Origin of the sequence: Pseudomonas sp. EA_65y_Pfl2_P74, assembly GCF_963970575.1 — a bacterium.
Lineage (GTDB): Bacteria > Pseudomonadota > Gammaproteobacteria > Pseudomonadales > Pseudomonadaceae > Aquipseudomonas > Aquipseudomonas baetica_A.
Map to the genome: position 1 here is coordinate 1 of NZ_CAXAOQ010000026.1, position 22,056 is coordinate 22,056.

The window sequence follows — 22,056 nt, forward strand, 5'->3', positions numbered from 1 at the left end:
CAGGCTGGTCTGGCTGCGAGACTCTCCTTGGATGTAAGCCATAACGAAAAATGCTCCGTATCTTTCGATACGGAGCATTTTCATTGAGCGCTGCGCAGATTGCTAGGTTTTCACACAGTCTGCGAAGGGTGCTTTTTGCGTTTCGCTAAAAGCTTAGCGCTTCAGCGAAGCCGGCAGGTGCGGCTGGATCGCCGTCAGAACTGCCTTGAAGCACTTGGTGTTGCCGGCAACGATGTGGCCTTTTTCAAGGAAATCGTGACCGCCGGTGAAGTCGCTCACCAAACCGCCGGCTTCTTGAATCAGCAGGGCGCCTGCAGCCATGTCCCACTCGGACAGGCCCGACTCCCAGAATGCATCGAAACGACCGGCAGCGACGTAAGCCAGGTCCAGGCTCGCCGAACCAGCGCGGCGGATGCCGGCAGTTTGACCCACCAGAGCGCGGAACATGCCCAGGTAGTTGTCGAGGTTGTCCATCTGGTCGTCCCGGAACGGGAAGCCGGTGCCCAGCAGGGCGCCGTCGAGGCTGGTACGACCGCTGACGCGCAGGCGACGACCGTTCAGTTGAGCGCCGCGACCACGGCTGGCGGTGAATTCTTCCTGGCGAACCGGGTCCAGAACCACTGCGTGTTCCAGGCGACCGCGATATTTGCAGGCGATGCTGACGGCAAAGTGAGGAATGCCGCGCAGGAAGTTGGTGGTGCCGTCCAGTGGGTCAATGATCCACAGGTATTCTTCGCCTTCGATGCCGGTGCCGGCGTGCAGGCCAGTTTCTTCACCCTGGATCGAGTGATTCGGGTAAGCCTTGCGCAGGGCGTCGATGATTTTCTGTTCGGCGGCACGGTCAACCTCGGATACATAATCCTTGGCGTCTTTTTCGTCGACCTTGATGGTATCCAGGCGCTCGATGGAGCGGAAGATCAGTTCACTGGCGCTGCGGGCGGCGCGCAGCGCGATATTCAGCATGGGCTGCATGGATGTGTCACCTAAGGTTGTTAAAGAAAGCCGCGCATTCTATCAGAACTTTTCTTCAGGTGAAGGACGCTGTTCGCTTTCATAGCTTAACGGTAGGCTGTTCTGTAAGATTTGCACCCCTTCCCTGTGTCCGAGAGCGCCTCCCTTGCTGCAGAACATTCGTGTCGTCCTGGTCAATACCAGCCACCCCGGCAACATCGGCGGGGCTGCGCGCGCCATGAAAAACATGGGTCTGTCGCGATTGGTGCTGGTTGAGCCGCGGCTGTTCCCGCACCACGAAGCCGATGCTCGTGCTTCCGGTGCCGGTGACATTCTTGAAAACGCGCAAGTCGTCGCCACTTTGGAAGATGCCTTGGTCGGCTGCAATCTGGTGCTCGGCACCAGTGCTCGTGATCGACGCATTCCGTGGCCACTGCTGGATCCGCGCGAATGCGGCACCAAAGTGGTTGAGGAGGCCGGGCAGGGTGCCGAAATCGCTCTGGTGTTCGGTCGTGAAGATTCCGGCCTGACCAATGAAGAGTTGCAGCGATGTCACTTTCACGTGCACATCCCCTCCGATCCGGAGTTCAGTTCGCTGAACCTCGGCGCGGCGGTGCAGGTGTTGAGTTATGAAGTGCGCATGGCCTGGCTGGCCGCACAGGGTCAGCCGAGCAAGATCGAGAAAGAAGAAGTGGCCTCGGTGAAAAGTGCCGAACTGGCGACCATGGATGAGTTGGAGCGATTCTATGAGCATCTGGAACAGACGCTGGTCGCCATCGAATTCCTTGATCCGGAAAAACCACGGCACTTGATGGCGCGCCTGCGCCGGTTGTACGGACGCAGCTCGGTCAGCCGGGCGGAAATGAATATTTTGCGTGGCATTCTCACGGAAACCCAAAAAGCGGCCCGTGGTGAGCTTCTTAAGCGGAAGGACTAAATGATGTTTGAGCGTTTGCGTGAAGATATCCAAAGTGTGTTCCATCGAGACCCGGCGGCGCGTAACGCTTTTGAAGTCCTGACCTGCTACCCCGGGATGCATGCGATCTGGATTCACCGATTGGCCGGGATGCTCTGGCGCCATGATCTGAAATGGCTGGCGCGTCTGGTGTCGAACTTTGGTCGCTGGTTGACCGGGATCGAGATTCATCCGGGGGCGAAAGTCGGTCGACGCTTCTTTATCGATCACGGCATGGGGATCGTCATTGGCGAAACCGCCGAGATTGGCGATGACGTAACCATTTATCAGGGCGTGACCCTGGGTGGCACCAGTTGGAATAAAGGCAAGCGCCATCCGACGTTGGGTGATGGCGTTGTGGTGGGGGCAGGCGCCAAGGTGCTTGGTCCATTCACGGTCGGCGCTGGTGCCAAGGTCGGCTCCAATGCCGTGGTAACCAAAGAAGTGCCGCCGGGCGCCACGGTTGTGGGGATTCCTGGGCGAATCATCGTCAAATCCGATGAGGAGCAGGACGCCAAACGCAAGGCCATGGCCGAGAAGATCGGCTTCGATGCCTATGGTGTCAGTGAGGACATGCCTGACCCGGTGGCGCGTGCCATCGGTCAGTTGCTTGATCACCTGCAAGCGGTGGATGGGCGACTGGAGGGGATGTGCGGCGCGCTGAAGGATCTGGGCAGTAGTTACTGTGCGAAAGATCTGCCTGAGCTGCGTGAAGAAGACTTTGCCTGCGTCAAAGGCAAGGATCAGAGTCAGGCGAGCTAAACCGCGTCGTTTTCTTCGCGAGCAGGCCAGCGTTGCACTGCATTCCCTTGTGGGAGCGGTCTCGCTCGCGAAGAACGATAACGCGGTATGTCTGGCTGTGCGCCACCAGCCTTTGCTATGATGCGCGCGCTCTTTTGCGGGTAAACCCGACTAAAGCACTAGGTCTTATAGTTGACTTAAATGCTCGGGAATTGCATACTCCCGCCCATTCTGAACTCCGTGGTAACTGTCCATGCGACTGACTACAAAAGGCCGATACGCCGTGACCGCCATGCTCGACCTGGCGTTGCACGCGCAGCACGGGCCCGTGTCTCTGGCCGATATCTCCGAGCGCCAAGGCATCTCCCTGTCCTACCTCGAACAGCTTTTTGCCAAGCTGCGCCGCAGTAACCTGGTTTCCAGTGTTCGCGGTCCGGGCGGTGGCTACCAGTTGTCCCGCGACATGCAGGGCATTCAGGTTGCTCAGGTGATCGATGCGGTGAACGAGTCGGTCGATGCTACCAAGTGCCAGGGCCAGGGCGATTGCCATTCCGGTGACACCTGTCTGACCCATCATCTGTGGTGCGACCTGAGCCTGCAGATTCACGAATTTCTGAGCGGTATCAGCTTGGCTGACCTTGTGACTCGCCGTGAGGTGCAAGAAGTAGCCCAGCGTCAGGATCAGCGTCGTTGCAATGGCAAGGCGCAGCACCTGGACAAGATTGAAGCGTCCGCCGTCGAATGACAGCCAAAGAGCTAGCGGCACGCCAGCCAGCCTGATTTAGGAGATAGTCCATGAAATTGCCGATTTACCTTGATTACTCTGCGACCACCCCGGTCGATCCGCGCGTTGCGCAAAAGATGAGTGAATGCCTGCTGGTCGACGGAAACTTCGGTAACCCGGCGTCCCGTTCCCATGTGTTCGGCTGGAAGGCTGAAGAGTCCGTCGAAAATGCCCGTCGTCAGGTGGCCGACCTGGTCAACGCCGACCCGCGCGAAATCGTCTGGACTTCCGGTGCTACCGAGTCCGATAACCTGGCAATCAAGGGCGCGGCACATTTCTACGCCTCCAAGGGCAAGCACCTGATCACCTCCAAAATTGAGCACAAGGCTGTCCTCGACACCATGCGCCAACTGGAGCGTGAAGGTTTCGAAGTGACCTACCTCGATCCTCAGACTGACGGTCTGATCACTCCTGAGATGATCGACGCCGCGCTGCGCGAAGACACCATCCTCGTGTCGATCATGCACGTAAACAACGAAATCGGCACCGTCAACGACATCGCTGCCATCGGCGAACTGCTTCGTTCGAAAGGCATCCTGTTCCACGTTGACGCCGCTCAGTCCACTGGCAAGGTCGAGATCGACCTGCAGAAGCTGAAAGTCGACATGATGTCGTTCTCGGCCCACAAAACCTATGGCCCTAAAGGCATTGGCGCGCTGTACGTCAGCCGCAAGCCGCGTGTGCGCATCGAAGCGACCATGCACGGCGGCGGTCACGAGCGCGGCATGCGTTCCGGCACTCTGGCGACTCACCAGATCGTCGGCATGGGCGAAGCGTTCCGTGTGGCCAAGGAAGACATGGTTGCTGAAAACGTTCGTATCAAAGCCTTGAGCGATCGTTTCTACAAGCAGGTCGAACATCTGGAAGAGCTGTACGTAAACGGCAGTCTGACTGCCCGCGTTCCGCACAACCTGAACCTGAGCTTCAACTACGTTGAAGGCGAATCGCTGATCATGGCGCTCAAGGATCTGGCGGTTTCGTCCGGTTCGGCCTGCACCTCGGCATCGCTTGAGCCTTCGTACGTACTGCGCGCTCTGGGCCGCAACGACGAACTGGCGCACAGCTCGATCCGCTTCACCTTCGGCCGTTTCACCACCGAAGAAGAAATCGACTACGCCGCGCAGAAAGTCTGCGAGGCCGTTACCAAGCTGCGCGCTCTGTCGCCGCTGTGGGACATGTACAAAGACGGTGTCGACATTTCGAAAATCGAGTGGGCGGCACACTGATTTCAAGTCGCCGCGAACCGGCCCTGTCAACTCAGGTTGTGGGGCATAAAGAGCGACTCTCTGATGAGTGAGGATTAAGAATCATGGCTTACAGCGAAAAGGTCATCGACCACTACGAAAACCCGCGTAACGTCGGCAAGATGAATGCCGAAGACCCGGATGTCGGCACTGGCATGGTCGGCGCACCGGCGTGCGGCGACGTGATGCGTCTGCAGATCAAGGTCAACGATCAGGGTGTGATTGAAGACGCCAAGTTCAAGACCTATGGCTGCGGTTCGGCCATCGCTTCCAGCTCCCTCGCTACCGAGTGGATGAAGGGCAAGACCCTGGACGAAGCGGAAACCATCAAAAACACTCAGTTGGCCGAAGAACTGGCCTTGCCGCCAGTGAAAATTCACTGCTCGGTACTCGCTGAAGACGCTATCAAAGCGGCCGTTCGCGATTACAAGCAGAAGAAAGGCTTGATCTGACTTTCAGGATTTGGCGACGAGTAAGGAGTCACCGATGGCTATCAGCATGACAGAAGCGGCTGCTCGACACGTGCGGCGCTCCCTCGACGGGCGCGGCAAAGGTGAAGGGATTCGTCTGGGTGTTCGCACCACGGGCTGTTCCGGCCTTGCCTACGTGCTGGAGTTTGTCGACGAGGTGGTTGCAGAGGATCAGGTGTTCGAAAGTCACGGTGAAAAAGTGATTATCGACCCCAAAAGCCTGGCCTACCTGGACGGCACCGAGCTCGATTTCGTCAAGGAAGGGTTGAACGAAGGCTTCAAGTTCAACAACCCCAACGTGCGCGGCGAGTGTGGCTGCGGCGAAAGCTTCAACATCTGAGGCTTGTCGTGGGTATTCCTTGTCATTTCGCTTTATTCGAGCTGCAACCGAGTTTCCGTCTGGATCTCGAGCAGTTGGCCACGCGCTATCGTGAGTTGGCGCGTGGCGTTCATCCTGACCGCTTTGCCGACGCTTCAGAGCGCGAGCAGCGGTCGGCTCTTGAGCAGTCTGCGCGTCTGAATGACGCTTATCAGACGCTCAAGAGCCCGGCCCAGCGTGCGCGCTACCTGCTGACCATCAGTGGGCATGAAGTGCCGATGGAGGTCACGGTCCACGACCCCGAGTTTCTTTTGCAGCAGATGCAATGGCGCGAAGAGCTCGAAGACCTTCAGGACAGCGCCGACCTGGACGGTGTCGCCGTATTCAAGCGTCGCCTGAAAGTGGCTCAGGAAGAACTCAATGAAAGCTTCGCAGCCTGTTGGGATGATGCAGCGCAACGCGAACAGGCCGAACGCCTGATGCGGCGCATGCAGTTCCTCGACAAGCTCACCTACGAAGTGCGCCAGTTAGAAGAGCGCCTCGACGATTAACCCAGTGCCGCTCCGGTCGCACGCCTGATATACAGATAAGTCCTGATCACGATGGCCCTACTGCAGATCGCCGAACCCGGCCAAAGTCCTCAACCGCACCAGCGTCGTCTGGCTGTGGGGATTGACTTGGGCACTACCAATTCGCTGGTCGCTGCGTTGCGCAGTGGTCTTTCCGAGCCGCTGGCCGACGCTGACGGGCAGGTCATCCTGCCGTCCGCCGTGCGTTATCACGCCGATCGCGTCGAAGTCGGCGAGTCGGCCAAATTGGCCGCCGCTTCCGATCCCCTGAACACTGTGCTGTCGGTCAAGCGCTTGATGGGGCGTGGTCTGTCCGACGTCAAGCAATTGGGCGAGCAACTGCCCTATCGCTTTGTCGGCGGCGAATCGCACATGCCGTTCATCGATACCGTACAAGGCCCGAAAAGCCCGGTCGAGGTCTCGGCCGATATCCTCAAGGTGCTGCGTCAGCGTGCGGAAGCGACCTTGGGTGGCGAGTTGGTCGGGGCGGTGATCACCGTGCCAGCGTATTTCGATGATGCTCAGCGTCAGGCCACCAAGGATGCGGCGAAACTCGCCGGCCTCAATGTGCTGCGCCTGCTTAATGAGCCAACCGCAGCCGCTGTGGCTTACGGTCTGGATCAGCACGCCGAGGGCCTGGTCGCGATTTATGACTTGGGCGGCGGCACCTTCGATATTTCCATTTTGCGTCTGACCGGCGGTGTTTTCGAAGTCCTGGCCACTGGCGGCGACAGCGCGCTGGGCGGTGACGACTTCGATCACGCGATTGCCGGCTGGATCATCGAGAGTGCGGGTTTGTCCGCTGATCTCGATCCGGGCGCGCAACGTAATCTGCTGCAAACTGCTTGCGCAGCCAAAGAAGCCCTGACCGACTCGGCGACTGTTGAAGTGGCTTACGGTGACTGGAAAGCGCCGCTGACCCGCGAAGCTTTCGATGCGCTGATCGAGCCGATGGTCGCTCGCAGCCTGAAAGCATGCCGCCGCGCCGTTCGTGATTCCGGTGTTGAGCTGGAAGACGTACACGCCGTGGTCATGGTCGGTGGCTCGACCCGTGTTCCACGCGTTCGCGAAGCGGTCGCCGAAGCTTTCGGTCGTCAGCCATTGACGCAAATCGACCCGGATCAAGTGGTGGCCATTGGTGCCGCGATCCAGGCCGACACACTGGCTGGCAACAAGCGCGATGGCGGCGAACTGCTGCTGCTCGACGTGATTCCGCTGTCCCTGGGGCTGGAAACCATGGGTGGCTTGATGGAGAAGGTAATCCCGCGCAACACCACCATCCCCGTCGCACGCGCACAGGATTTCACCACTTATAAAGACGGCCAGTCGGCCATGGCGATCCATGTGCTGCAGGGTGAGCGTGAGCTGATCAGCGACTGCCGCTCCTTGGCGCGCTTCGAATTGCGCGGCATTCCGGCGATGGTGGCCGGTGCGGCGAAGATTCGCGTGACCTTCCAGGTCGATGCTGACGGTCTGCTCAGCGTTTCTGCCCGTGAACTGGGGTCGGGCGTTGAAGCGAGCATTCAGGTCAAGCCGTCCTACGGTCTGACCGACGGCGAAATCGCCAAGATGCTCAAGGATTCGTTCCAGCACGCCAATGACGATAAGGTCGCCCGCGTTCTGCGCGAGCAACAGGTGGATGCCCAGCGCCTGATCGAGGCTGTGCAGGGCGCTCTTGAGGTGGATGGCGAGCGTTTGCTCGACGCCGAAGAGCGCATGGTCATCGACCTGCAGGTGCAGGAGCTGGCCGAACTGATGAAAGGCACCGATGGTTACGCCATCGAGCAGCAGACCAAGCGTCTGTCGCAAGTGACCGACGCCTTTGCTGCCCGCCGGATGGATTTGACGGTGAAAGCCGCTCTGTCGGGGCGCAACCTGAATGAAATCGAGGATATCTGATGCCGCAGGTCATTTTTCTGCCCCACGAGAAGTTCTGCCCTGAAGGCATGGTGGTCGAGGCTGCGCCCGGCACATCGATTCTCGAACTGGCCCACGAACACCATATCGAGATGGAAAGCGCCTGCGGCGGCGTTTGCGCCTGCACCACTTGCCACTGCATCATTCGCGAGGGTTTTGACTCGATGGAAGAGGCTGACGAGCTGGAAGAGGACTTCCTCGATCGTGCCTGGGGTCTGGAGGCGCAATCGCGTCTGGCCTGTCAGGCTATCGTGGGAGAAGAAGACATCACCGTCGAGATTCCGAAATATTCGCTTAACCATGCGGCCGAAGCGCCGCACTGACTGGTAAGACTGTCATGAGCTACGGTTGGAATGATGTTCAACGCATTGCAGAAGAATTGGCCGAAGCCAAGCCGGATGTAGATCCGCTTTCTGTGAATTTCGTCGACCTGCAGCAATGGATCAAGGAATTGCCTGACTTCGACGACACCTCTGGCCGCGTCGGCGAGAAGGTGTTGGAAGCGGTTCAGGCGCTCTGGATCGAAGAAGTAGACTGATCGTCCTCGCAGGTTAGGCAATACCCAAGAACCCGCGTATAATTCGCGGGTTTAATTTTTCGCAAATTACCGTTTCTGGAGTTACACCATGGCTGTTCAACGCACTTTCTCCATCATCAAGCCTGACGCTGTTGCAAAAAACGTCATCGGCGAAATCACCACTCGTTTCGAAAAAGCCGGCCTGCGCGTTGTAGCTTCGAAACTGAAGCAACTGTCCAAAGCCGAAGCTGAAGGCTTCTACGCTGAGCACAGCGCTCGTGGTTTCTTCGGCGACCTGGTTGCTTTCATGATCTCCGGCCCGGTTGTTGTTCAGGTTCTGGAAGGCGAAAACGCTATCGCTCTGAACCGTGAGCTGATGGGCGCTACCAACCCTAAAGAAGCTGCTGCCGGTACCATCCGCGCTGACTTCGCTGATTCCATCGACGCCAACGCTGTTCACGGTTCGGACTCCGAAGCCGCAGCTGCTCGTGAAATCTCGTACTTCTTCGCAGCTACTGAAGTAACCACTCGCTAAGCATTGGCTTAAGAGTGAAGGTGAATCCATGACTACATCGACTGTAAAAACCAACCTGCTGGGTCTGACTCAACAGGAAATGGAAAAATTCTTCGACTCAATCGGGGAGAAGCGTTTCCGTGCCGGTCAGGTAATGAAATGGATTCACCACTTTGGCGTCGATGATTTCGACGCCATGACGAACGTCAGCAAGGCCTTGCGCGACAAGCTCAAGGCTATTGCTGAAGTCCGTGGTCCTGAAGTGGTCAGCGAGGATATCTCCAGCGACGGCACCCGTAAGTGGGTGGTGCGCGTGGCGTCCGGCAGCTGCGTCGAGACCGTGTACATTCCCCAGGGCAAACGCGGCACTCTGTGCGTTTCGTCCCAGGCAGGCTGTGCCCTGGATTGCAGTTTCTGCTCCACCGGCAAGCAAGGCTTCAACAGCAACCTCACCGCCGCCGAAGTGATCGGCCAGGTGTGGATTGCCAACAAATCTTTCGGCAGCGTCCCGGCAACCGTCGACCGTGCCATCACTAACGTGGTGATGATGGGCATGGGTGAGCCGCTGTTGAACTTCGACAACGTCGTCGCCGCCATGCATCTGATGATGGATGACCTTGGTTACGGGATCTCCAAGCGCCGCGTGACCCTGTCCACGTCGGGTGTGGTGCCGATGATCGATGAGCTGGCCAAGCACATCGACGTATCCCTGGCGTTGTCCCTGCACGCACCGAATGACGCATTGCGTAACCAATTGGTGCCGATCAACAAGAAATATCCGCTTAAGATGCTGCTCGAGTCGTGCCAGCGCTACATGTCCGCACTTGGCGAGAAGCGTGTGCTGACCATCGAGTACACCTTGCTCAAGGATATCAACGACAAGATTGAACACGCCGTTGAGATGGTCGAGTTGCTGAAGAACATTCCGTGCAAGATCAACCTGATTCCGTTCAACCCGTTCCCGCATTCCGGGTACGAGCGCCCGAGCAACAACGCAATCCGTCGCTTCCAGGATCAGTTGCATCAGGCCGGTTTCAACGTCACCGTCCGCACTACCCGTGGTGAAGACATCGACGCCGCGTGTGGTCAATTGGTAGGGCAGGTGCTGGATCGCACCCGTCGCAGCGAACGTTACATCGCCGTGCGTGAGTTGAGCGCCGACAGCGATCTGGCACAGAACGCCGCGAACACTAACTAAGAGAGGATCTCTATGTCCCTGCGCTTTGCGCTGCTGTTGCTGTTGGCCAGCCTGTGTGCTGGTTGTGTCCTGTCGGGTGACTACAACCCGATGAAGACCAGCAAGGGCCGCGATGAAGCGCGAGCTGCCTACGTGCAACTGGGGTTGGGGTACTTGCAGCAAGGCATGAGCGAGCGGGCCAAAGTGCCGCTGAAAAAAGCGCTGGAGCTCGACAGTTCGGACCCTGACGCCAACGCTGCCCTCGGGCTGGTATTTCAGGCTGAAATGGAGCCAAAACTGGCTGACGAGCATTTTCGCAAGGCGTTGTCCTCCCGTCCGGGTGATGCGCGAACGCTCAACAATTACGGCAGTTTTCTCTACGAAGAGCAGCGATATAAAGAAGCCTACGAGCGTTTTGAACAGGCCGCCGCCGATACCCTGTATCCTGAGCGTTCGCGTGTGTTCGAGAACCTCGGCATGACAGCATCGAAGCTCGGCGAGCGTGACCTGGCGCAGCAGCATTTGGAAAAGGCGCTGCGATTGAATCGTCAACAACCGCGCGCATTGCTGGAAATGGCTGAGTTGTCCTTCGAAGACAGGCATTATGTGCCCGCACGTGACTATTACGACCGTTTCAGCCTGCTTACCGATCAAAATGCACGTAGTCTATTGCTTGGCGTTCGGCTGGCTAAAGTGTTTGAAGATCGCGACAAGGCAGCCAGTTACGGCCTGCAATTAAAACGACTCTATCCCGGTACGCCGGAATATCAGCAATACCTGTCGGAGCAATGATGAAAGCGGCGCATCCCGAAGTTGTAGCAGCGAATCGCGTTAACCCCGGTGAGACCCTGCGCCAGGCACGCGAAAGCAATGGCTGGTCGCTGGCCGAAGTGGCCCTCAAGCTCAACCTCACTGTGACTTCCCTGAGCAATCTTGAAGCCGGCGCTTTCGACAAGCTGCCGGGGCATACCTTCGCACGCGGTTACATTCGCGCTTATGCCAAATTGCTCGGCATGGACCAGACCGTTCTGGTCCAGCAATTCGACCAGTCCACCGGCACCGACTCCCAAGGCAGTAACGTACACGCCCTTGGCCGTATCGAGGAGCCTGTTCGGGTTTCCCACACCATTTTGCGTATCGTCTGCCTGCTGTTGCTGATCGCGGTGATTGGCGGTGGTTTCGTCTGGTGGCAGGATCAGACATCGCTGCGAACCAAAGAATTGACCAGCCTGGCATCGGAGCACGTTGAAGTCGAAGGCGCCGACGGCACCACCCAGATACACCCGATAGACGAGCCGCAGGACCAGGCTGTTGCGCAAGGTCAGGCCGAGGGCACCACCGCGCTGGCGCTACCGCAGTCGGAAACCACAGCCGAATCGAGCGGCCCTGAAGGCGCCGCCCCGGCACCCGCTCCAACTGAACCGGCCGCGCCCGCGCCCGCGCCAGTTGTTGCGACCCCGGCCCCCAGCGTACCGGCCACGCCAGCGCCGACTGTCACAGCACCGGTCGCCTTGGCAACGCCTGCACCGACCCAGGAAACGCCTGCCCCCGTTGCCGGCGATGGTCAGGTGCAGTTGCAGTTCACCGGCGATTGCTGGGCACAAGTGACCGATGGTCGTGGCAAGGTTCTGTTCAGTGGTCTGAAGCATAAAGGCGACAGCGTATCTGTTTCCGGCAAGCCGCCGCTTGCTGTGCGCCTGGGTGTCGCCCGCGCCGCGCAGGTCAGCTACAACGGCCAACCGGTCGATATCGCTCCGTTCACCAGTGGCGAGACTGCTCGCCTGAAGTTGGGTCAATAAGTCATGCACGGCGAATCACCAATCAAACGTCGCGTCTCGCGCAAGATCTGGGTCGGTAACGTACCGGTAGGCGGCGATGCGCCTATCGCTGTGCAGAGCATGACCAACAGCGACACCAATGATGTTGCGGCCACTGTTGCGCAAATCAACCGTCTTGAAGCTGCCGGCGTCGACATCGTCCGCGTCTCGGTGCCAGACATGGACGCTGCCGAGGCGTTCGGCAAGATCAAGCAACTGGTCAAGGTGCCCCTGGTTGCCGACATCCACTTCGACTACAGGATCGCTTTGCGCGTAGCCGAACTGGGTGTGGACTGCCTGCGTATCAACCCGGGCAATATTGGTCGTGAAGACCGCGTGCGCGCGGTGGTTGATGCCGCCCGTGACCGCGGGATCCCGATTCGCATCGGCGTTAACGCCGGTTCCCTGGAAAAAGACCTGCAAAAGAAATACGGCGAGCCCACCCCCGCTGCGCTGGTTGAATCCGCGCTGCGTCACGTCGAGCACCTCGAACGCCTGAATTTCCAGGACTTCAAGGTCAGCGTGAAGGCCTCCGACGTATTCATGGCCGTCGAGGCCTACCGTCTGCTGGCAAAAGAAATCGTTCAGCCACTGCACCTGGGGATCACCGAAGCGGGTGGATTGCGTTCGGGTACAGTGAAATCCGCCGTGGGCCTAGGTATGCTGCTCGCCGAGGGGATTGGCGATACTATCCGCATCTCGCTGGCGGCCGACCCGGTCGAGGAAGTGAAGGTCGGCTACGACATTCTCAAGTCTTTGCACCTGCGTTCCCGTGGAATCAACTTCATCGCCTGCCCGAGTTGCTCGCGGCAGAACTTCGATGTGGTCAAGACCATGAACGAGCTGGAAGGGCGCCTTGAAGACCTGCTGGTGCCGCTGGATGTCGCGGTGATCGGTTGCGTGGTCAACGGCCCCGGCGAGGCCAAGGAAGCCCATATCGGCTTGACCGGCGGCACGCCAAACCTGATTTACATCGACGGCAAACCGTCGCAGAAACTGACGAATGACAATCTGGTGGATGAGCTGGAAAAGCTGATCCGCCAGAAAGCGGCCGAGAAGGTCGAAGCTGACGCTGCGGTTATCGCGCGCGGTTGAGCCTGACTGTAGAGCCGAACGAATTTAAGGATTTAAAGTGAGCAAGTCATTGCAAGCCATTCGTGGCATGAACGACATCCTGCCCGAACAGACCCCGCTGTGGCGTTATTTCGAGAGCACTGTTGCGCGTCTGCTGGATAACTACGGTTACAAGCAGATCCGCATGCCGATCGTCGAGTTCACCGAGCTGTTCAAGCGCTCGATCGGTGAAGTCACCGACATCGTTGAAAAAGAGATGTACACCTTCGAAGACCGCAACGGCGACTCCCTGACCTTGCGTCCGGAAGGTACCGCAGCGTGCGTGCGTGCAGTGCTCGAGCACGGCATCACCGGTGGCGGCCAGGTACAAAAACTCTGGTACATCGGCCCGATGTTCCGCCACGAGCGTCCGCAGAAGGGGCGTTATCGCCAGTTCCATCAGATCGGTCTGGAGGTGTTCAACCTCGACGGTCCGGACATCGACGCCGAACTCATCATCATGACCTGGCGCCTGTGGGGCGAACTGGGTATTCGGGACGCCGTCAAACTCGAACTCAACAGCCTGGGTACCAGCGAGTCCCGTGGTCGTTATCGTGAAGCGCTGGTCGAGTACCTCTCGGCGCACCACGACAAGCTCGACGAAGACAGCCAGCGTCGCTTGAAAACCAACCCGCTGCGGGTGCTCGACACCAAAAATGCCGACACTCAAGCCGTGTTGGTCGATGCGCCGAAAATGGCTGACTACCTGGACGACGAGTCCCGTGCCCACTTCGAAGGCCTGAAGGCCCGTCTGGACGCCGTTGGCATTCCTTACGTGCTCAACCCCAAGCTGGTTCGAGGCCTTGATTACTACAGCAAAACCGTTTTCGAATGGGTCACCGACAAGCTCGGTGCCCAAGGCACCGTGTGCGCGGGCGGCCGTTACGACGGTCTGGTTGAGCAGATGGGCGGCAAGCCGACCACAGGCGTTGGTTTCGCCATGGGCATCGAGCGTCTGGTGCTGATGCTCGAAACCCTGGAACAGATCCCGGAAGAAATCTCCCGTCAGGTCGACGTCTATCTCTGTGCCTTCGGTGAAGAGGCCGAGTTGGCCGCTCTGGCGCTGGCCGAGCGTGTTCGCGATCAACTTCCAAACCTGCGTCTGCAAGTCAATGCCGGCGCCGGTAGCTTCAAAAGCCAGTTCAAGAAAGCCGACAAGAGCGGTGCACTGTACGCACTGATCCTGGGTGACGACGAAATGGCCCAGCAAGTGGTAGGTTTCAAACCCCTGCGTGGCCAGGGCGAACAACAAAGCATTGCCTGGGATGCGCTCGCCGCTCACCTGGCCACCTGCGTCGTGCAGGGTTGAAGCTGTCTAAACAGCCGATTTAGCGATTAAGGAGTATTGGGGTGTCGAGTACCGAAGACGAACAGTTGGCGGATTTGAAGGACTGGTGGACACGCAACGGCAAACCTCTGGTCACCGGCGGCCTGTTGGCGCTGGTCATCGTGTTCGGCTGGCAGGCTTATCACAAGTATCAGAGCAACCAGTCGCAAGGCGCTTCGGTGCTCTATCAGCAACTGCTGGAAACCACACTGACGCCTGATGGCAAGCCTGATACTGCCCGCGTTGCGGATCTGGCCGGCAAGCTCAACAGTGAATTCGGCGGTACTGCCTACGCGCAGTACGGCAGCCTGTTCGTGGCCAAGGTTGCAGTCGACAGCGGCAAGCTCGATGACGCAGCGATGGAACTGAAAGCCATTGTCGACAAACCGGCCAACCCGGCGCTCGGCGAAATCGCCCGTCAGCGTCTGGCGCAAGTGCTGGGTGCGCAGAACAAGGCCGATGACGCTCTGAAACTGCTCGACGGCGATGCCGATAAAGCGTTCCTGGCCACTCGCGAAGAGCTCAAGGGCGACTTGCTGGTGCAGTTGGGTCGTACCGATGACGCGAACAAGGCGTATCAAAAAGCCAAGGCAGCACTGTCGGATGAAGCGGCAGTCGGTGGCCTTCAAATCAAACTCGACGACCTGGCCAAAGGGGATGCGTGACGTGATCCGTTGGAAGCATGCAGCATTGCTGGCTCTGGCCCTTCTGGCCGCGGGTTGCAGCAGCAACAGCAAAAAAGAATTGCCACCGGCTGAACTGACCGACTTCAAAGAAGAAGTGGTTCTGCAAAAGCAGTGGAGTCGTTCGATTGGTGATGGTCAGGGCGAAACCTACAACATGCTGGTGCCAGCGGTTGACGGTGACACCATTTACGCTGCCGATGTAACCGGCATCGTGATGGCGATGGATCGCAGCAACGGCGACGTGAAGTGGAAAAAAGATCTTGAACTGCCTGTCTCCGGCGCCGTAGGCGTTGGTTACGGTCTGGTTCTGGTTGGCACGCTGCAAGGCGAAGTCGTTGCTCTGGACACCGTCACCGGTGAAGAGAAGTGGCATGCTCGCGTGAACAGCGAAGTCCTCGCCCCGCCGGCCAACAACGGCGACGTGGTCGTGGTGCAGACTCAGGACGATCGTCTGGTCGGCCTGGATGCCTCCACCGGTACTCAACGCTGGGTGTATGACAGCACGCCGGCCGTACTGACACTGCGTGGTACCAGTGCGCCGATCGTGACCAACCGCCTCGCGGTGGCTGGCTTGTCGACCGGTAAAGTGGTTGCTGTGGACATTTCCAACGGTGTGCCGGTCTGGGAACAACGGATCGCGATTCCACAGGGTCGTTCGGAACTGGAGCGCGTAGTCGACATCGACGGCGGTCTGCTGCTTTCCGGCGGTACGCTTTACGTTGCCAGCTATCAGGGCCGTGTTGCGGCACTGGATCTGGAGAGCGGTCGTCAACTCTGGCAGCGCGATGCGTCGAGCTACGCCGGTATTGCCCAGGGTTTCGGCAGCGTCTATGTCAGCTTGGCATCGGGCACAGTTGAAGGCGTCGACGAACGTTCCACCACTGCATTGTGGAGCAACGATTCGCTGGCTCGCCGTCAACTGTCGGCGCCGGAAGTGTTCTCCAGCTACGTTGCAGTCGGCGACATGGAAGGTTACCTGCACCTGTTGAGTCAGGTGGACGGTCGATTCGTCGGCCGTGAGCGCATCGACAGCGACGGCCTTCGCGCCCGTCCGCTGGTGGTGGGTGACACGATTTATGTGTATGGCAACAGCGGCAAACTGGAAGCCCTGACCATCAAGTAACAACTATGCTTGGGGATAACACCCCAGGCAGCTTCACTTGTGGGAGTGAACCTGTTCGCCCCCACAGTGTTGCCCCGAGCACCAGCCGCTGCCTCGCAGCGGCTTTTGTATTTTCTGAAATAACGAAGTGGAGAGCCGCATGGTTCCCGTAATCGCCCTGGTGGGCCGACCGAACGTCGGCAAATCCACCTTGTTCAACCGCCTGACCAGGACTCGTGACGCCATCGTCGGCGACTTGTCCGGTCTGACCCGTGATCGCCAGTACGGTGAGGCCAAGTGGCAAGGGCGTTCCTACATTCTGGTCGACACCGGTGGTATCTCCGGTGACGAGCACGGTATGGACGAAAAAATGGCCGAGCAGTCGCTGCTGGCCATTGAAGAAGCTGATGTTGTGCTGTTCCTGGTAGATGCCAAGGCCGGTTTTACCGCCGCCGACCAGATGATCGCCGAACACTTGCGCAAACGTAACAAGCGCTCCTACGTGGTTGCCAACAAGGTCGACAACATCGACCCGGAAATGGCCCGCGCTGAATTTGCTCCGTTGGGTATGGGCCACGCGATTCCGATCGCCGGTGCTCACGGCCGTGGCATCACTCAGATGCTGGAAATCGCCTTGGGTGATTTCCCGAGAGACGAAGAAGAGCCGGAGGACGGCGAAGAAGAAGTCGTTGCCGAAGGCGAGGAAGCCAAGCGCATTCCTGGCCCGAGCGAAAAAGACGGGATCAAGATCGCCATCATCGGCCGTCCGAACGTCGGCAAGTCGACTCTGGTCAACCGCATGCTCGGTGAAGACCGGGTAATCGTCTACGACCAACCCGGCACCACGCGCGACAGTATCTACATTCCGTTCGAACGCAATGAAGAGAAGTACACGCTGATCGACACAGCCGGTGTTCGCAAGCGCGGCAAGATCCATGAAGAAGTCGAAAAGTTCTCCGTGGTCAAAACCCTGCAAGCGATCAAAGACGCCAACGTGGTGATCTTCGTGATGGACGCCCGCGAAGGCGTGGTCGATCACGACCTCAACCTCTTGGGTTTTGCCATTGAGTCCGGTCGTGCGCTGGTTATTGCCATTAACAAGTGGGACGGCATGACGCCGAGCGAGCGCGACTTCGTGAAGGTCGAGCTGCAACGTCGACTGTTCTTCGTTGATTACGCCGATATCCACTTCATCTCGGCTCTGCACGGCACGGGCGTGGGCAACCTTTACGCGTCCGTACAGAACTCGTTCAAGTCGGCGGTCACCCGCTGGCCGACCAACCGCCTGACCCAGATTCTGGAAGACGCGGTTGGCGAGCACGCGCCACCGATGGTCAACAACCGCCGGATCAAGCTGCGTTACGCTCACTTGGGGGGGGCCAACCCGCCGATCATCGTGATCCACGGTAACCAGATCGAGAAAGTGCCCAAGTCGTATGTGCGCTATCTGGAGAACACTTACCGCCGTGTGCTGAAGCTGGTCGGTACGCCGATCCGTATCGAGTTCAAGGGCGGCGAGAACCCGTACGAAGGCAACAAAACCACGCTGACCGACCGTCAGGTCAACAAGAAGCGTCGTTTGATGTCGCACCACAAGAAAGCCGACAAGAAGCGCCGCGACAAGAAGTGATTCATCGCTTCTTGTGCGATCAAGATAAAAAGGGGGGCGCCGGTTGGCGCCCTTTTTTTATGGGCGTCGTATGGGCTATCCTCGGGCTCTCCCGCGCCGTCGTCAGAGCCGGGGGCAGAGCAGGGAACCCGGATGATCACCAGTAAGCTGCCGAATGTCGGCATCACTATTTTCACGCAGATGTCTCAGCTCGCGGCGCAGACCGGGGCCATCAACCTGTCCCAGGGTTTTCCTGATTTCGACGGCCCACAGTCCCTGCGCGATGCGGTCGGTCGGCATATTGCCAGTGGCCATAACCAGTATTCGCCGATGACCGGGTTGCCGGCGCTGCGTGAGCAGATTTCAGCGAAGATCGCCCGCAGTTATGGCGTGAACGTCGATGCCGACAATGAAGTGACAGTGACGCCGGGTGCAACCCAGGCGATTTTCTGTGCCATTCAGGCCGTTATCCACAGCGGTGACGAAGTGATCGTTTTCGACCCGTGCTACGACAGCTATGAACCCGCAACGGAACTGGCCGGCGGTCGCTGCATGCATGTGCAACTGAGGCCCGACGATTTCTCCATCGATTTTGACAAGCTTGCCGCTGCCCTGAGTCCGCGCACGCGAATGATCGTCCTCAACACCCCGCATAACCCGAGCGGAGCGCTGATCAGCCGCGCAGAGCTTGATCAACTGGCGGCGTTGATCCGCGATCGTGACATCTATTTGATCAGCGATGAAGTCTACGAACATCTGGTGTTCGATGGCACGCCACATGTCAGCGTGCTGGCCCATGAAGCGTTGTATCAGCGCGCATTCGTGGTCAGTTCGTTTGGCAAGACCTACCACGTCACGGGCTGGAAAACCGGTTACGTTGTTGCACCGCCCGCGCTGACGGCTGAATTGCGCAAGGTGCATCAGTACGTCAGTTTCTGCGGCGTGACGCCGTTGCAATACGCCTTGGCCGATTACATGGCGCAACACCCTGAGCACGTCGAAGAGCTGCCAGGTTTCTATCAGGCCAAGCGCGATCTGTTCTGTGATCTGCTGACGCCGTCGCGATTGAGCTTTACCCGAGTCACCGGTACTTACTTCCAACTGGTCGATTACTCACAGATACGTCCCGACCTGAACGACGTCGAGATGGCGATGTGGATGACCCGCGAGCATGGCGTGGCGAGTATTCCGGTGTCGGTGTTCTACCAGAAACCACCCGAAGGCCAGCGCCTGGTGCGCCTGTGCTTCGCCAAACGCGAGGAGACGCTGCGCGAAGCGGCGGCCAAACTATGCGCGATCTGAGTGCGTTACCCGATCTCAATCTGGCACTGATTCAGACCTGCCTGGCATGGCATGACCGTCAGGCCAACTTCGAGCATTTCGAGGTGTTACTGGAGCAGGCGCGTGGGGCGGACCTGATCATCCTGCCGGAAATGTTCACCACCGGCTTCTCCATGGAGTCAGAAACCCTCGCCGAAGCCGAGAATGGCCCTACCAGCAAATGGCTGCGGGTGCAGGCGGCCAAGCTCAATGCGGTGATCACCGGCAGCGTGATCGTTCAGGCCGCCGACGGTAGCCACCGCAATCGTTTGTTGTGGGCAAGGCCCGACGGCGAAGTCTGGCATTACGACAAGCGCCACCTGTTCCGCATGGCCGGCGAGCACAACCACTACACCCCCGGTGAACGTCAGGTGCAGTTCGAGCTCAAGGGCTGGAGGGTTCGACCGCTGATTTGCTACGACTTGCGATTCCCGGTGTGGAGTCGTGACGCGCAGGACACCGATCTGCTGCTGTACACCGCTAATTGGCCGGGTGCACGGCGTTTGCACTGGAATCGCCTGCTGCCTGCGCGAGCCATCGAAAATCTGTGCTACGTGGCGGCGGTCAATCGTGTGGGCACTGACGGCAAGGGGTTTGCGTATACCGGCGACAGTCAGGTACTGGATTTCCAGGGCGAAACCTTGCTGGCGGCGGGGGAGGCTGACGGGGTGTTCAGGGCTGTGCTGGAGGCCGCGCCGTTGGCTGCTTACCGTGAGCGTTTTCCGGCGAATCTGGATGCCGATACCTTCGAGTTCACCTGATATTTGCGGTGTCTGGCAGGCCGTCTTCGCGAGCAAGCCCGCTCCCACAGTTGACCGCGTTCCAATGGGGGAGCGGGAGGCCAGATTGAGCAACACAAAACCATCAGGCAAAAAAAGGCCCCGGCGTTCGCACTCCGGGGCCTTGTGCGTTTCAGCGATGGCTTAAGCCGCTTTCGCTTCCGGCTGGCTCAGCGAACGGTTGAGTGCGCTGAACAGTGCCTTGAAGCTGGCCGTGGTGATGTTCTCATCGATACCCACACCGTGCACCGCACGTTCGCCGTTCACGCGCAGCTCGATGTAGGCCGCCGCTTTGGCATTGGTGCCCGCGCCGATCGCGTGCTCGTTGTAGTCCATGATCTCCACCGGAATCGGCAGGCCAGCGACCAGTGCTTCCAGCGCACCATTGCCTTTGCCGCGCCAGTGCAGGTTGGTTTCGCCCTGACCTTGGCTTGCCACCTCCACTTCGACCGAGCTGTTGCCGTTTTCTTCCTGCAGGCGATGGCTGACCAGAGCATAAGGGGTGTTGGCTTGCAGGTATTCGCTGATCAACAGCGAGTGGATCTGCTTGGCGGACATCTCCAGGCCCAGACGGTCGGTTTCACGCTGCACGACCTGGCTGAACTCGATCTGCATGCGGCGTGGCAGGCTGATGCCATATTCCTGTTCCAGCAAATAAGCGATGCCGCCCTTGCCCGACTGGCTGTTGACGCGGATCACCGCCTCGTAGCTGCGGCCGATGTCGGCCGGATCGATCGGCAGGTACGGGACTTCCCACAGGGCATCGGGTTTCTGCTGGGCGAAACCCTTGCGGATCGCATCCTGGTGGGAGCCGGAGAAGGCGGTGTGAACCAGGTCGCCAACGTACGGGTGACGTGGATGAACCTGAATCTGGTTGCATTCTTCGACGACTTTGCGCACGCCGTCGATGTCGGAGAAGTCCAGCTCAGGGTTGACGCCCTGGGTGTACAGGTTCAGTGCCACGGTGACGAGGTCGACGTTACCGGTACGCTCGCCGTTACCGAACAGGCAGCCTTCGACACGATCGGCGCCCGCCATCAGGCCCAGCTCGGTCGCAGCCACGCCGGTGCCACGGTCGTTGTGGGTGTGCAGGCTGATGATCACGCTGTCACGACGGTTGATGTTGCGGCCGAACCATTCGATCTGGTCGGCGTAGATGTTCGGGGTCGCGCATTCCACGGTGGCCGGCAGGTTGAGAATCATCTTGTGCTCGGGCGTCGGGTTCCAGACCTCGATCACCGCGTCACAGACTTCCTTGGCGAACTCCAGCTCAGTGGCGCTGAAGGTTTCCGGCGAGTATTCGAACGTCCACTCGGTGTCCGGCTGCATCGCGGCGTATTTGACGAACAGCTTGGCGGCGTTGACCGCGATGGCCTTGATGCCGTCCTTGTCCTGATTGAAGACGATGCGACGGAAGGACGGCGAGGTGGCGTTGTACAGGTGAACGATGGCTTTCTTCGCACCGCGCAGGGATTCGAAGGTGCGCTCGATCAGGTCTTCACGACCCTGGGTCAGCACCTGAATGGTGGTGTCGTCCGGGATGTGGCCTTCTTCGATCAGGGTGCGCACAAAGTCGAAGTCGGTTTGCGACGCGGCCGGGAAGGAGGCTTCGATTTCCTTCACGCCCACTTGAACGAGGGTTTTCCAGAAACGCAGCTTTTTCACCGCATCCATTGGCTCGATCAGCGACTGGTTGCCGTCACGCAGGTCGGAGCTGCACCAGATCGGCGCGACATCGATGGTTTTTGACGGCCAGGTGCGATCCGGCAGGTTGATGACGGGAAACGCACGGTACTTCGAAGACGGATCTTTGAGCATGCTCATCGGGAAATTCCTTATTGTCTGGGCCGAAAAGAGGCGGCCTGCCGGTGGAACGAATGTTCTTGGAAAAGCGTGGGACGAGGCGTAGCGATTCAGCCTCGCAGTCGTGCGCTGACGAGGCACAGGCTGCGGTGCTGGCGAAGCTGAATGAGGGTGTGAGAGGTTTTCATGCCCTCAACCCTAACCGCGGGTGGGAAGGATGGCAAGCAGTCGGAAAAAATTGAGAGGAATACTCGAAAAGTACAGATTTGCACGATTTTATTGTGCGCTATGGCGGGAATCGTATGGATGTTTGCGCGAGGTTCGATACGGGCGCAATCGCTT

General features: G+C 58.9%; 23 protein-coding genes. 21 read left to right on the forward strand and 2 right to left on the reverse strand.

Annotated elements, in window-relative coordinates; all coding sequences use genetic code 11:
• Positions 1–153: 153 nt before the first annotated feature.
• Positions 154–972 (reverse strand): type III secretion system regulator SuhB, encoded by an 819-nt coding sequence (suhB, locus tag AACY18_RS19975; protein WP_016773320.1) that lies wholly within the window; start codon positions 970–972, stop codon positions 154–156.
• Between the two features lie 145 nt (positions 973–1,117).
• Here suhB and trmJ point away from each other — a divergent pair, with 145 nt between their 5' ends.
• The 21 genes from trmJ (at position 1,118) to AACY18_RS20080 (ending at position 19,893) form a co-directional block, all read left to right on the forward strand.
• On the forward strand, positions 1,118–1,888 hold the full coding sequence (gene trmJ / locus AACY18_RS19980; RefSeq protein ID WP_108226533.1) for a tRNA (cytosine(32)/uridine(32)-2'-O)-methyltransferase TrmJ: 771 nt from the start codon (positions 1,118–1,120) through the stop codon (positions 1,886–1,888).
• A gap of 3 nt (positions 1,889–1,891) precedes the next feature.
• Positions 1,892–2,668, forward strand: coding sequence for a serine O-acetyltransferase (cysE, locus tag AACY18_RS19985; RefSeq protein WP_339432824.1), 777 nt, complete (start codon positions 1,892–1,894; stop codon positions 2,666–2,668).
• Positions 2,669–2,900: 232 nt separating this feature from the next.
• A complete protein-coding gene (gene iscR / locus AACY18_RS19990) occupies positions 2,901–3,392 on the forward strand; it encodes a Fe-S cluster assembly transcriptional regulator IscR (RefSeq protein ID WP_009045442.1) in 492 nt (163 codons plus the stop codon).
• Positions 3,393–3,442: 50 nt separating this feature from the next.
• Positions 3,443–4,657 (forward strand): IscS subfamily cysteine desulfurase, encoded by a 1,215-nt coding sequence (locus tag AACY18_RS19995; RefSeq protein ID WP_221733371.1) that lies wholly within the window; start codon positions 3,443–3,445, stop codon positions 4,655–4,657.
• An 83-nt stretch (positions 4,658–4,740) separates the two neighbouring features.
• Positions 4,741–5,127, forward strand: a complete 387-nt coding sequence (gene iscU / locus AACY18_RS20000; RefSeq protein WP_003227907.1) for a Fe-S cluster assembly scaffold IscU — start codon at positions 4,741–4,743, stop codon at positions 5,125–5,127.
• Between the two features lie 34 nt (positions 5,128–5,161).
• Entirely contained in the window at positions 5,162–5,485 is a 324-nt protein-coding gene (gene iscA / locus AACY18_RS20005) for an iron-sulfur cluster assembly protein IscA (RefSeq protein ID WP_003227904.1), read from the forward strand.
• 8 nt (positions 5,486–5,493) lie between these two features.
• On the forward strand, positions 5,494–6,015 hold the full coding sequence (gene hscB / locus AACY18_RS20010) for a co-chaperone HscB (protein WP_008084660.1): 522 nt from the start codon (positions 5,494–5,496) through the stop codon (positions 6,013–6,015).
• Positions 6,016–6,066: 51 nt separating this feature from the next.
• Positions 6,067–7,932, forward strand: a complete 1,866-nt coding sequence (gene hscA / locus AACY18_RS20015) for a Fe-S protein assembly chaperone HscA (RefSeq protein WP_339465869.1) — start codon at positions 6,067–6,069, stop codon at positions 7,930–7,932.
• Positions 7,932–8,273: an ISC system 2Fe-2S type ferredoxin gene (gene fdx, locus AACY18_RS20020; protein ID WP_007916885.1), complete on the forward strand. Its 342-nt coding sequence runs from the start codon at positions 7,932–7,934 to the stop codon at positions 8,271–8,273. Before hscA ends, fdx begins: the two co-directional genes overlap by 1 nt.
• 14 nt (positions 8,274–8,287) lie before the next feature.
• Positions 8,288–8,488, forward strand: a complete 201-nt coding sequence (iscX, locus tag AACY18_RS20025) for a Fe-S cluster assembly protein IscX (protein ID WP_339432826.1) — start codon at positions 8,288–8,290, stop codon at positions 8,486–8,488.
• Between the two features lie 88 nt (positions 8,489–8,576).
• Positions 8,577–9,002: a nucleoside-diphosphate kinase gene (ndk, locus tag AACY18_RS20030; RefSeq protein WP_007916882.1), complete on the forward strand. Its 426-nt coding sequence runs from the start codon at positions 8,577–8,579 to the stop codon at positions 9,000–9,002.
• 28 nt (positions 9,003–9,030) lie between these two features.
• Positions 9,031–10,179 (forward strand): 23S rRNA (adenine(2503)-C(2))-methyltransferase RlmN, encoded by a 1,149-nt coding sequence (rlmN, locus tag AACY18_RS20035; RefSeq protein WP_339465870.1) that lies wholly within the window; start codon positions 9,031–9,033, stop codon positions 10,177–10,179.
• Between the two features lie 12 nt (positions 10,180–10,191).
• A complete protein-coding gene (pilW, locus tag AACY18_RS20040; RefSeq protein WP_339432828.1) occupies positions 10,192–10,950 on the forward strand; it encodes a type IV pilus biogenesis/stability protein PilW in 759 nt (252 codons plus the stop codon).
• Positions 10,950–11,957 carry a RodZ family helix-turn-helix domain-containing protein gene (locus AACY18_RS20045; protein ID WP_339432829.1) on the forward strand — a complete coding sequence of 336 codons (1,008 nt, stop codon included), beginning with the start codon at positions 10,950–10,952 and terminating at the stop codon, positions 11,955–11,957. The genes pilW and AACY18_RS20045 overlap by 1 nt, the downstream gene beginning before the upstream one ends.
• A 3-nt stretch (positions 11,958–11,960) precedes the next feature.
• Complete coding sequence (ispG, locus tag AACY18_RS20050) at positions 11,961–13,070, forward strand: flavodoxin-dependent (E)-4-hydroxy-3-methylbut-2-enyl-diphosphate synthase (protein ID WP_064589068.1); 1,110 nt, start codon at positions 11,961–11,963, stop codon at positions 13,068–13,070.
• 37 nt (positions 13,071–13,107) lie between these two features.
• Entirely contained in the window at positions 13,108–14,397 is a 1,290-nt protein-coding gene (hisS, locus tag AACY18_RS20055) for a histidine--tRNA ligase (protein WP_339432830.1), read from the forward strand.
• Between the two features lie 41 nt (positions 14,398–14,438).
• Positions 14,439–15,080: a tetratricopeptide repeat protein gene (locus tag AACY18_RS20060; protein WP_221733378.1), complete on the forward strand. Its 642-nt coding sequence runs from the start codon at positions 14,439–14,441 to the stop codon at positions 15,078–15,080.
• Entirely contained in the window at positions 15,073–16,224 is a 1,152-nt protein-coding gene (gene bamB / locus AACY18_RS20065) for an outer membrane protein assembly factor BamB (RefSeq protein WP_221733379.1), read from the forward strand. The genes AACY18_RS20060 and bamB overlap by 8 nt, the downstream gene beginning before the upstream one ends.
• Positions 16,225–16,363: 139 nt before the next feature.
• A complete protein-coding gene (der, locus tag AACY18_RS20070; RefSeq protein ID WP_339432831.1) occupies positions 16,364–17,833 on the forward strand; it encodes a ribosome biogenesis GTPase Der in 1,470 nt (489 codons plus the stop codon).
• 132 nt (positions 17,834–17,965) lie between these two features.
• Complete coding sequence (locus AACY18_RS20075; protein ID WP_339465872.1) at positions 17,966–19,114, forward strand: pyridoxal phosphate-dependent aminotransferase; 1,149 nt, start codon at positions 17,966–17,968, stop codon at positions 19,112–19,114.
• A complete protein-coding gene (locus AACY18_RS20080; RefSeq protein ID WP_339432833.1) occupies positions 19,102–19,893 on the forward strand; it encodes an amidohydrolase in 792 nt (263 codons plus the stop codon). Before AACY18_RS20075 ends, AACY18_RS20080 begins: the two co-directional genes overlap by 13 nt.
• A gap of 162 nt (positions 19,894–20,055) precedes the next feature.
• Here the strand turns inward: AACY18_RS20080 and leuA are convergent, their stop codons facing one another.
• Positions 20,056–21,735 (reverse strand): 2-isopropylmalate synthase, encoded by a 1,680-nt coding sequence (gene leuA / locus AACY18_RS20085; RefSeq protein WP_339432834.1) that lies wholly within the window; start codon positions 21,733–21,735, stop codon positions 20,056–20,058.
• Between the last annotated feature and the right edge of the window lie 321 nt (positions 21,736–22,056).

Coding starts and splice junctions, on each gene's coding strand:
- suhB (WP_016773320.1), bottom strand. CDS start 972: ATGCAGCCCATGCTGAATATCGCGCTGCGCGCCGCCCGCAGCGCCAGT.
- cysE (WP_339432824.1), top strand. CDS start 1,892: ATGTTTGAGCGTTTGCGTGAAGATATCCAAAGTGTGTTCCATCGAGAC.
- iscR (WP_009045442.1), top strand. CDS start 2,901: ATGCGACTGACTACAAAAGGCCGATACGCCGTGACCGCCATGCTCGAC.
- AACY18_RS19995 (WP_221733371.1), top strand. CDS start 3,443: ATGAAATTGCCGATTTACCTTGATTACTCTGCGACCACCCCGGTCGAT.
- iscU (WP_003227907.1), top strand. CDS start 4,741: ATGGCTTACAGCGAAAAGGTCATCGACCACTACGAAAACCCGCGTAAC.
- iscA (WP_003227904.1), top strand. CDS start 5,162: ATGGCTATCAGCATGACAGAAGCGGCTGCTCGACACGTGCGGCGCTCC.
- hscA (WP_339465869.1), top strand. CDS start 6,067: ATGGCCCTACTGCAGATCGCCGAACCCGGCCAAAGTCCTCAACCGCAC.
- fdx (WP_007916885.1), top strand. CDS start 7,932: ATGCCGCAGGTCATTTTTCTGCCCCACGAGAAGTTCTGCCCTGAAGGC.
- iscX (WP_339432826.1), top strand. CDS start 8,288: ATGAGCTACGGTTGGAATGATGTTCAACGCATTGCAGAAGAATTGGCC.
- ndk (WP_007916882.1), top strand. CDS start 8,577: ATGGCTGTTCAACGCACTTTCTCCATCATCAAGCCTGACGCTGTTGCA.
- rlmN (WP_339465870.1), top strand. CDS start 9,031: ATGACTACATCGACTGTAAAAACCAACCTGCTGGGTCTGACTCAACAG.
- pilW (WP_339432828.1), top strand. CDS start 10,192: ATGTCCCTGCGCTTTGCGCTGCTGTTGCTGTTGGCCAGCCTGTGTGCT.
- AACY18_RS20045 (WP_339432829.1), top strand. CDS start 10,950: ATGAAAGCGGCGCATCCCGAAGTTGTAGCAGCGAATCGCGTTAACCCC.
- ispG (WP_064589068.1), top strand. CDS start 11,961: ATGCACGGCGAATCACCAATCAAACGTCGCGTCTCGCGCAAGATCTGG.
- bamB (WP_221733379.1), top strand. CDS start 15,073: ATGCGTGACGTGATCCGTTGGAAGCATGCAGCATTGCTGGCTCTGGCC.
- der (WP_339432831.1), top strand. CDS start 16,364: ATGGTTCCCGTAATCGCCCTGGTGGGCCGACCGAACGTCGGCAAATCC.
- AACY18_RS20075 (WP_339465872.1), top strand. CDS start 17,966: ATGATCACCAGTAAGCTGCCGAATGTCGGCATCACTATTTTCACGCAG.
- AACY18_RS20080 (WP_339432833.1), top strand. CDS start 19,102: ATGCGCGATCTGAGTGCGTTACCCGATCTCAATCTGGCACTGATTCAG.
- leuA (WP_339432834.1), bottom strand. CDS start 21,735: ATGAGCATGCTCAAAGATCCGTCTTCGAAGTACCGTGCGTTTCCCGTC.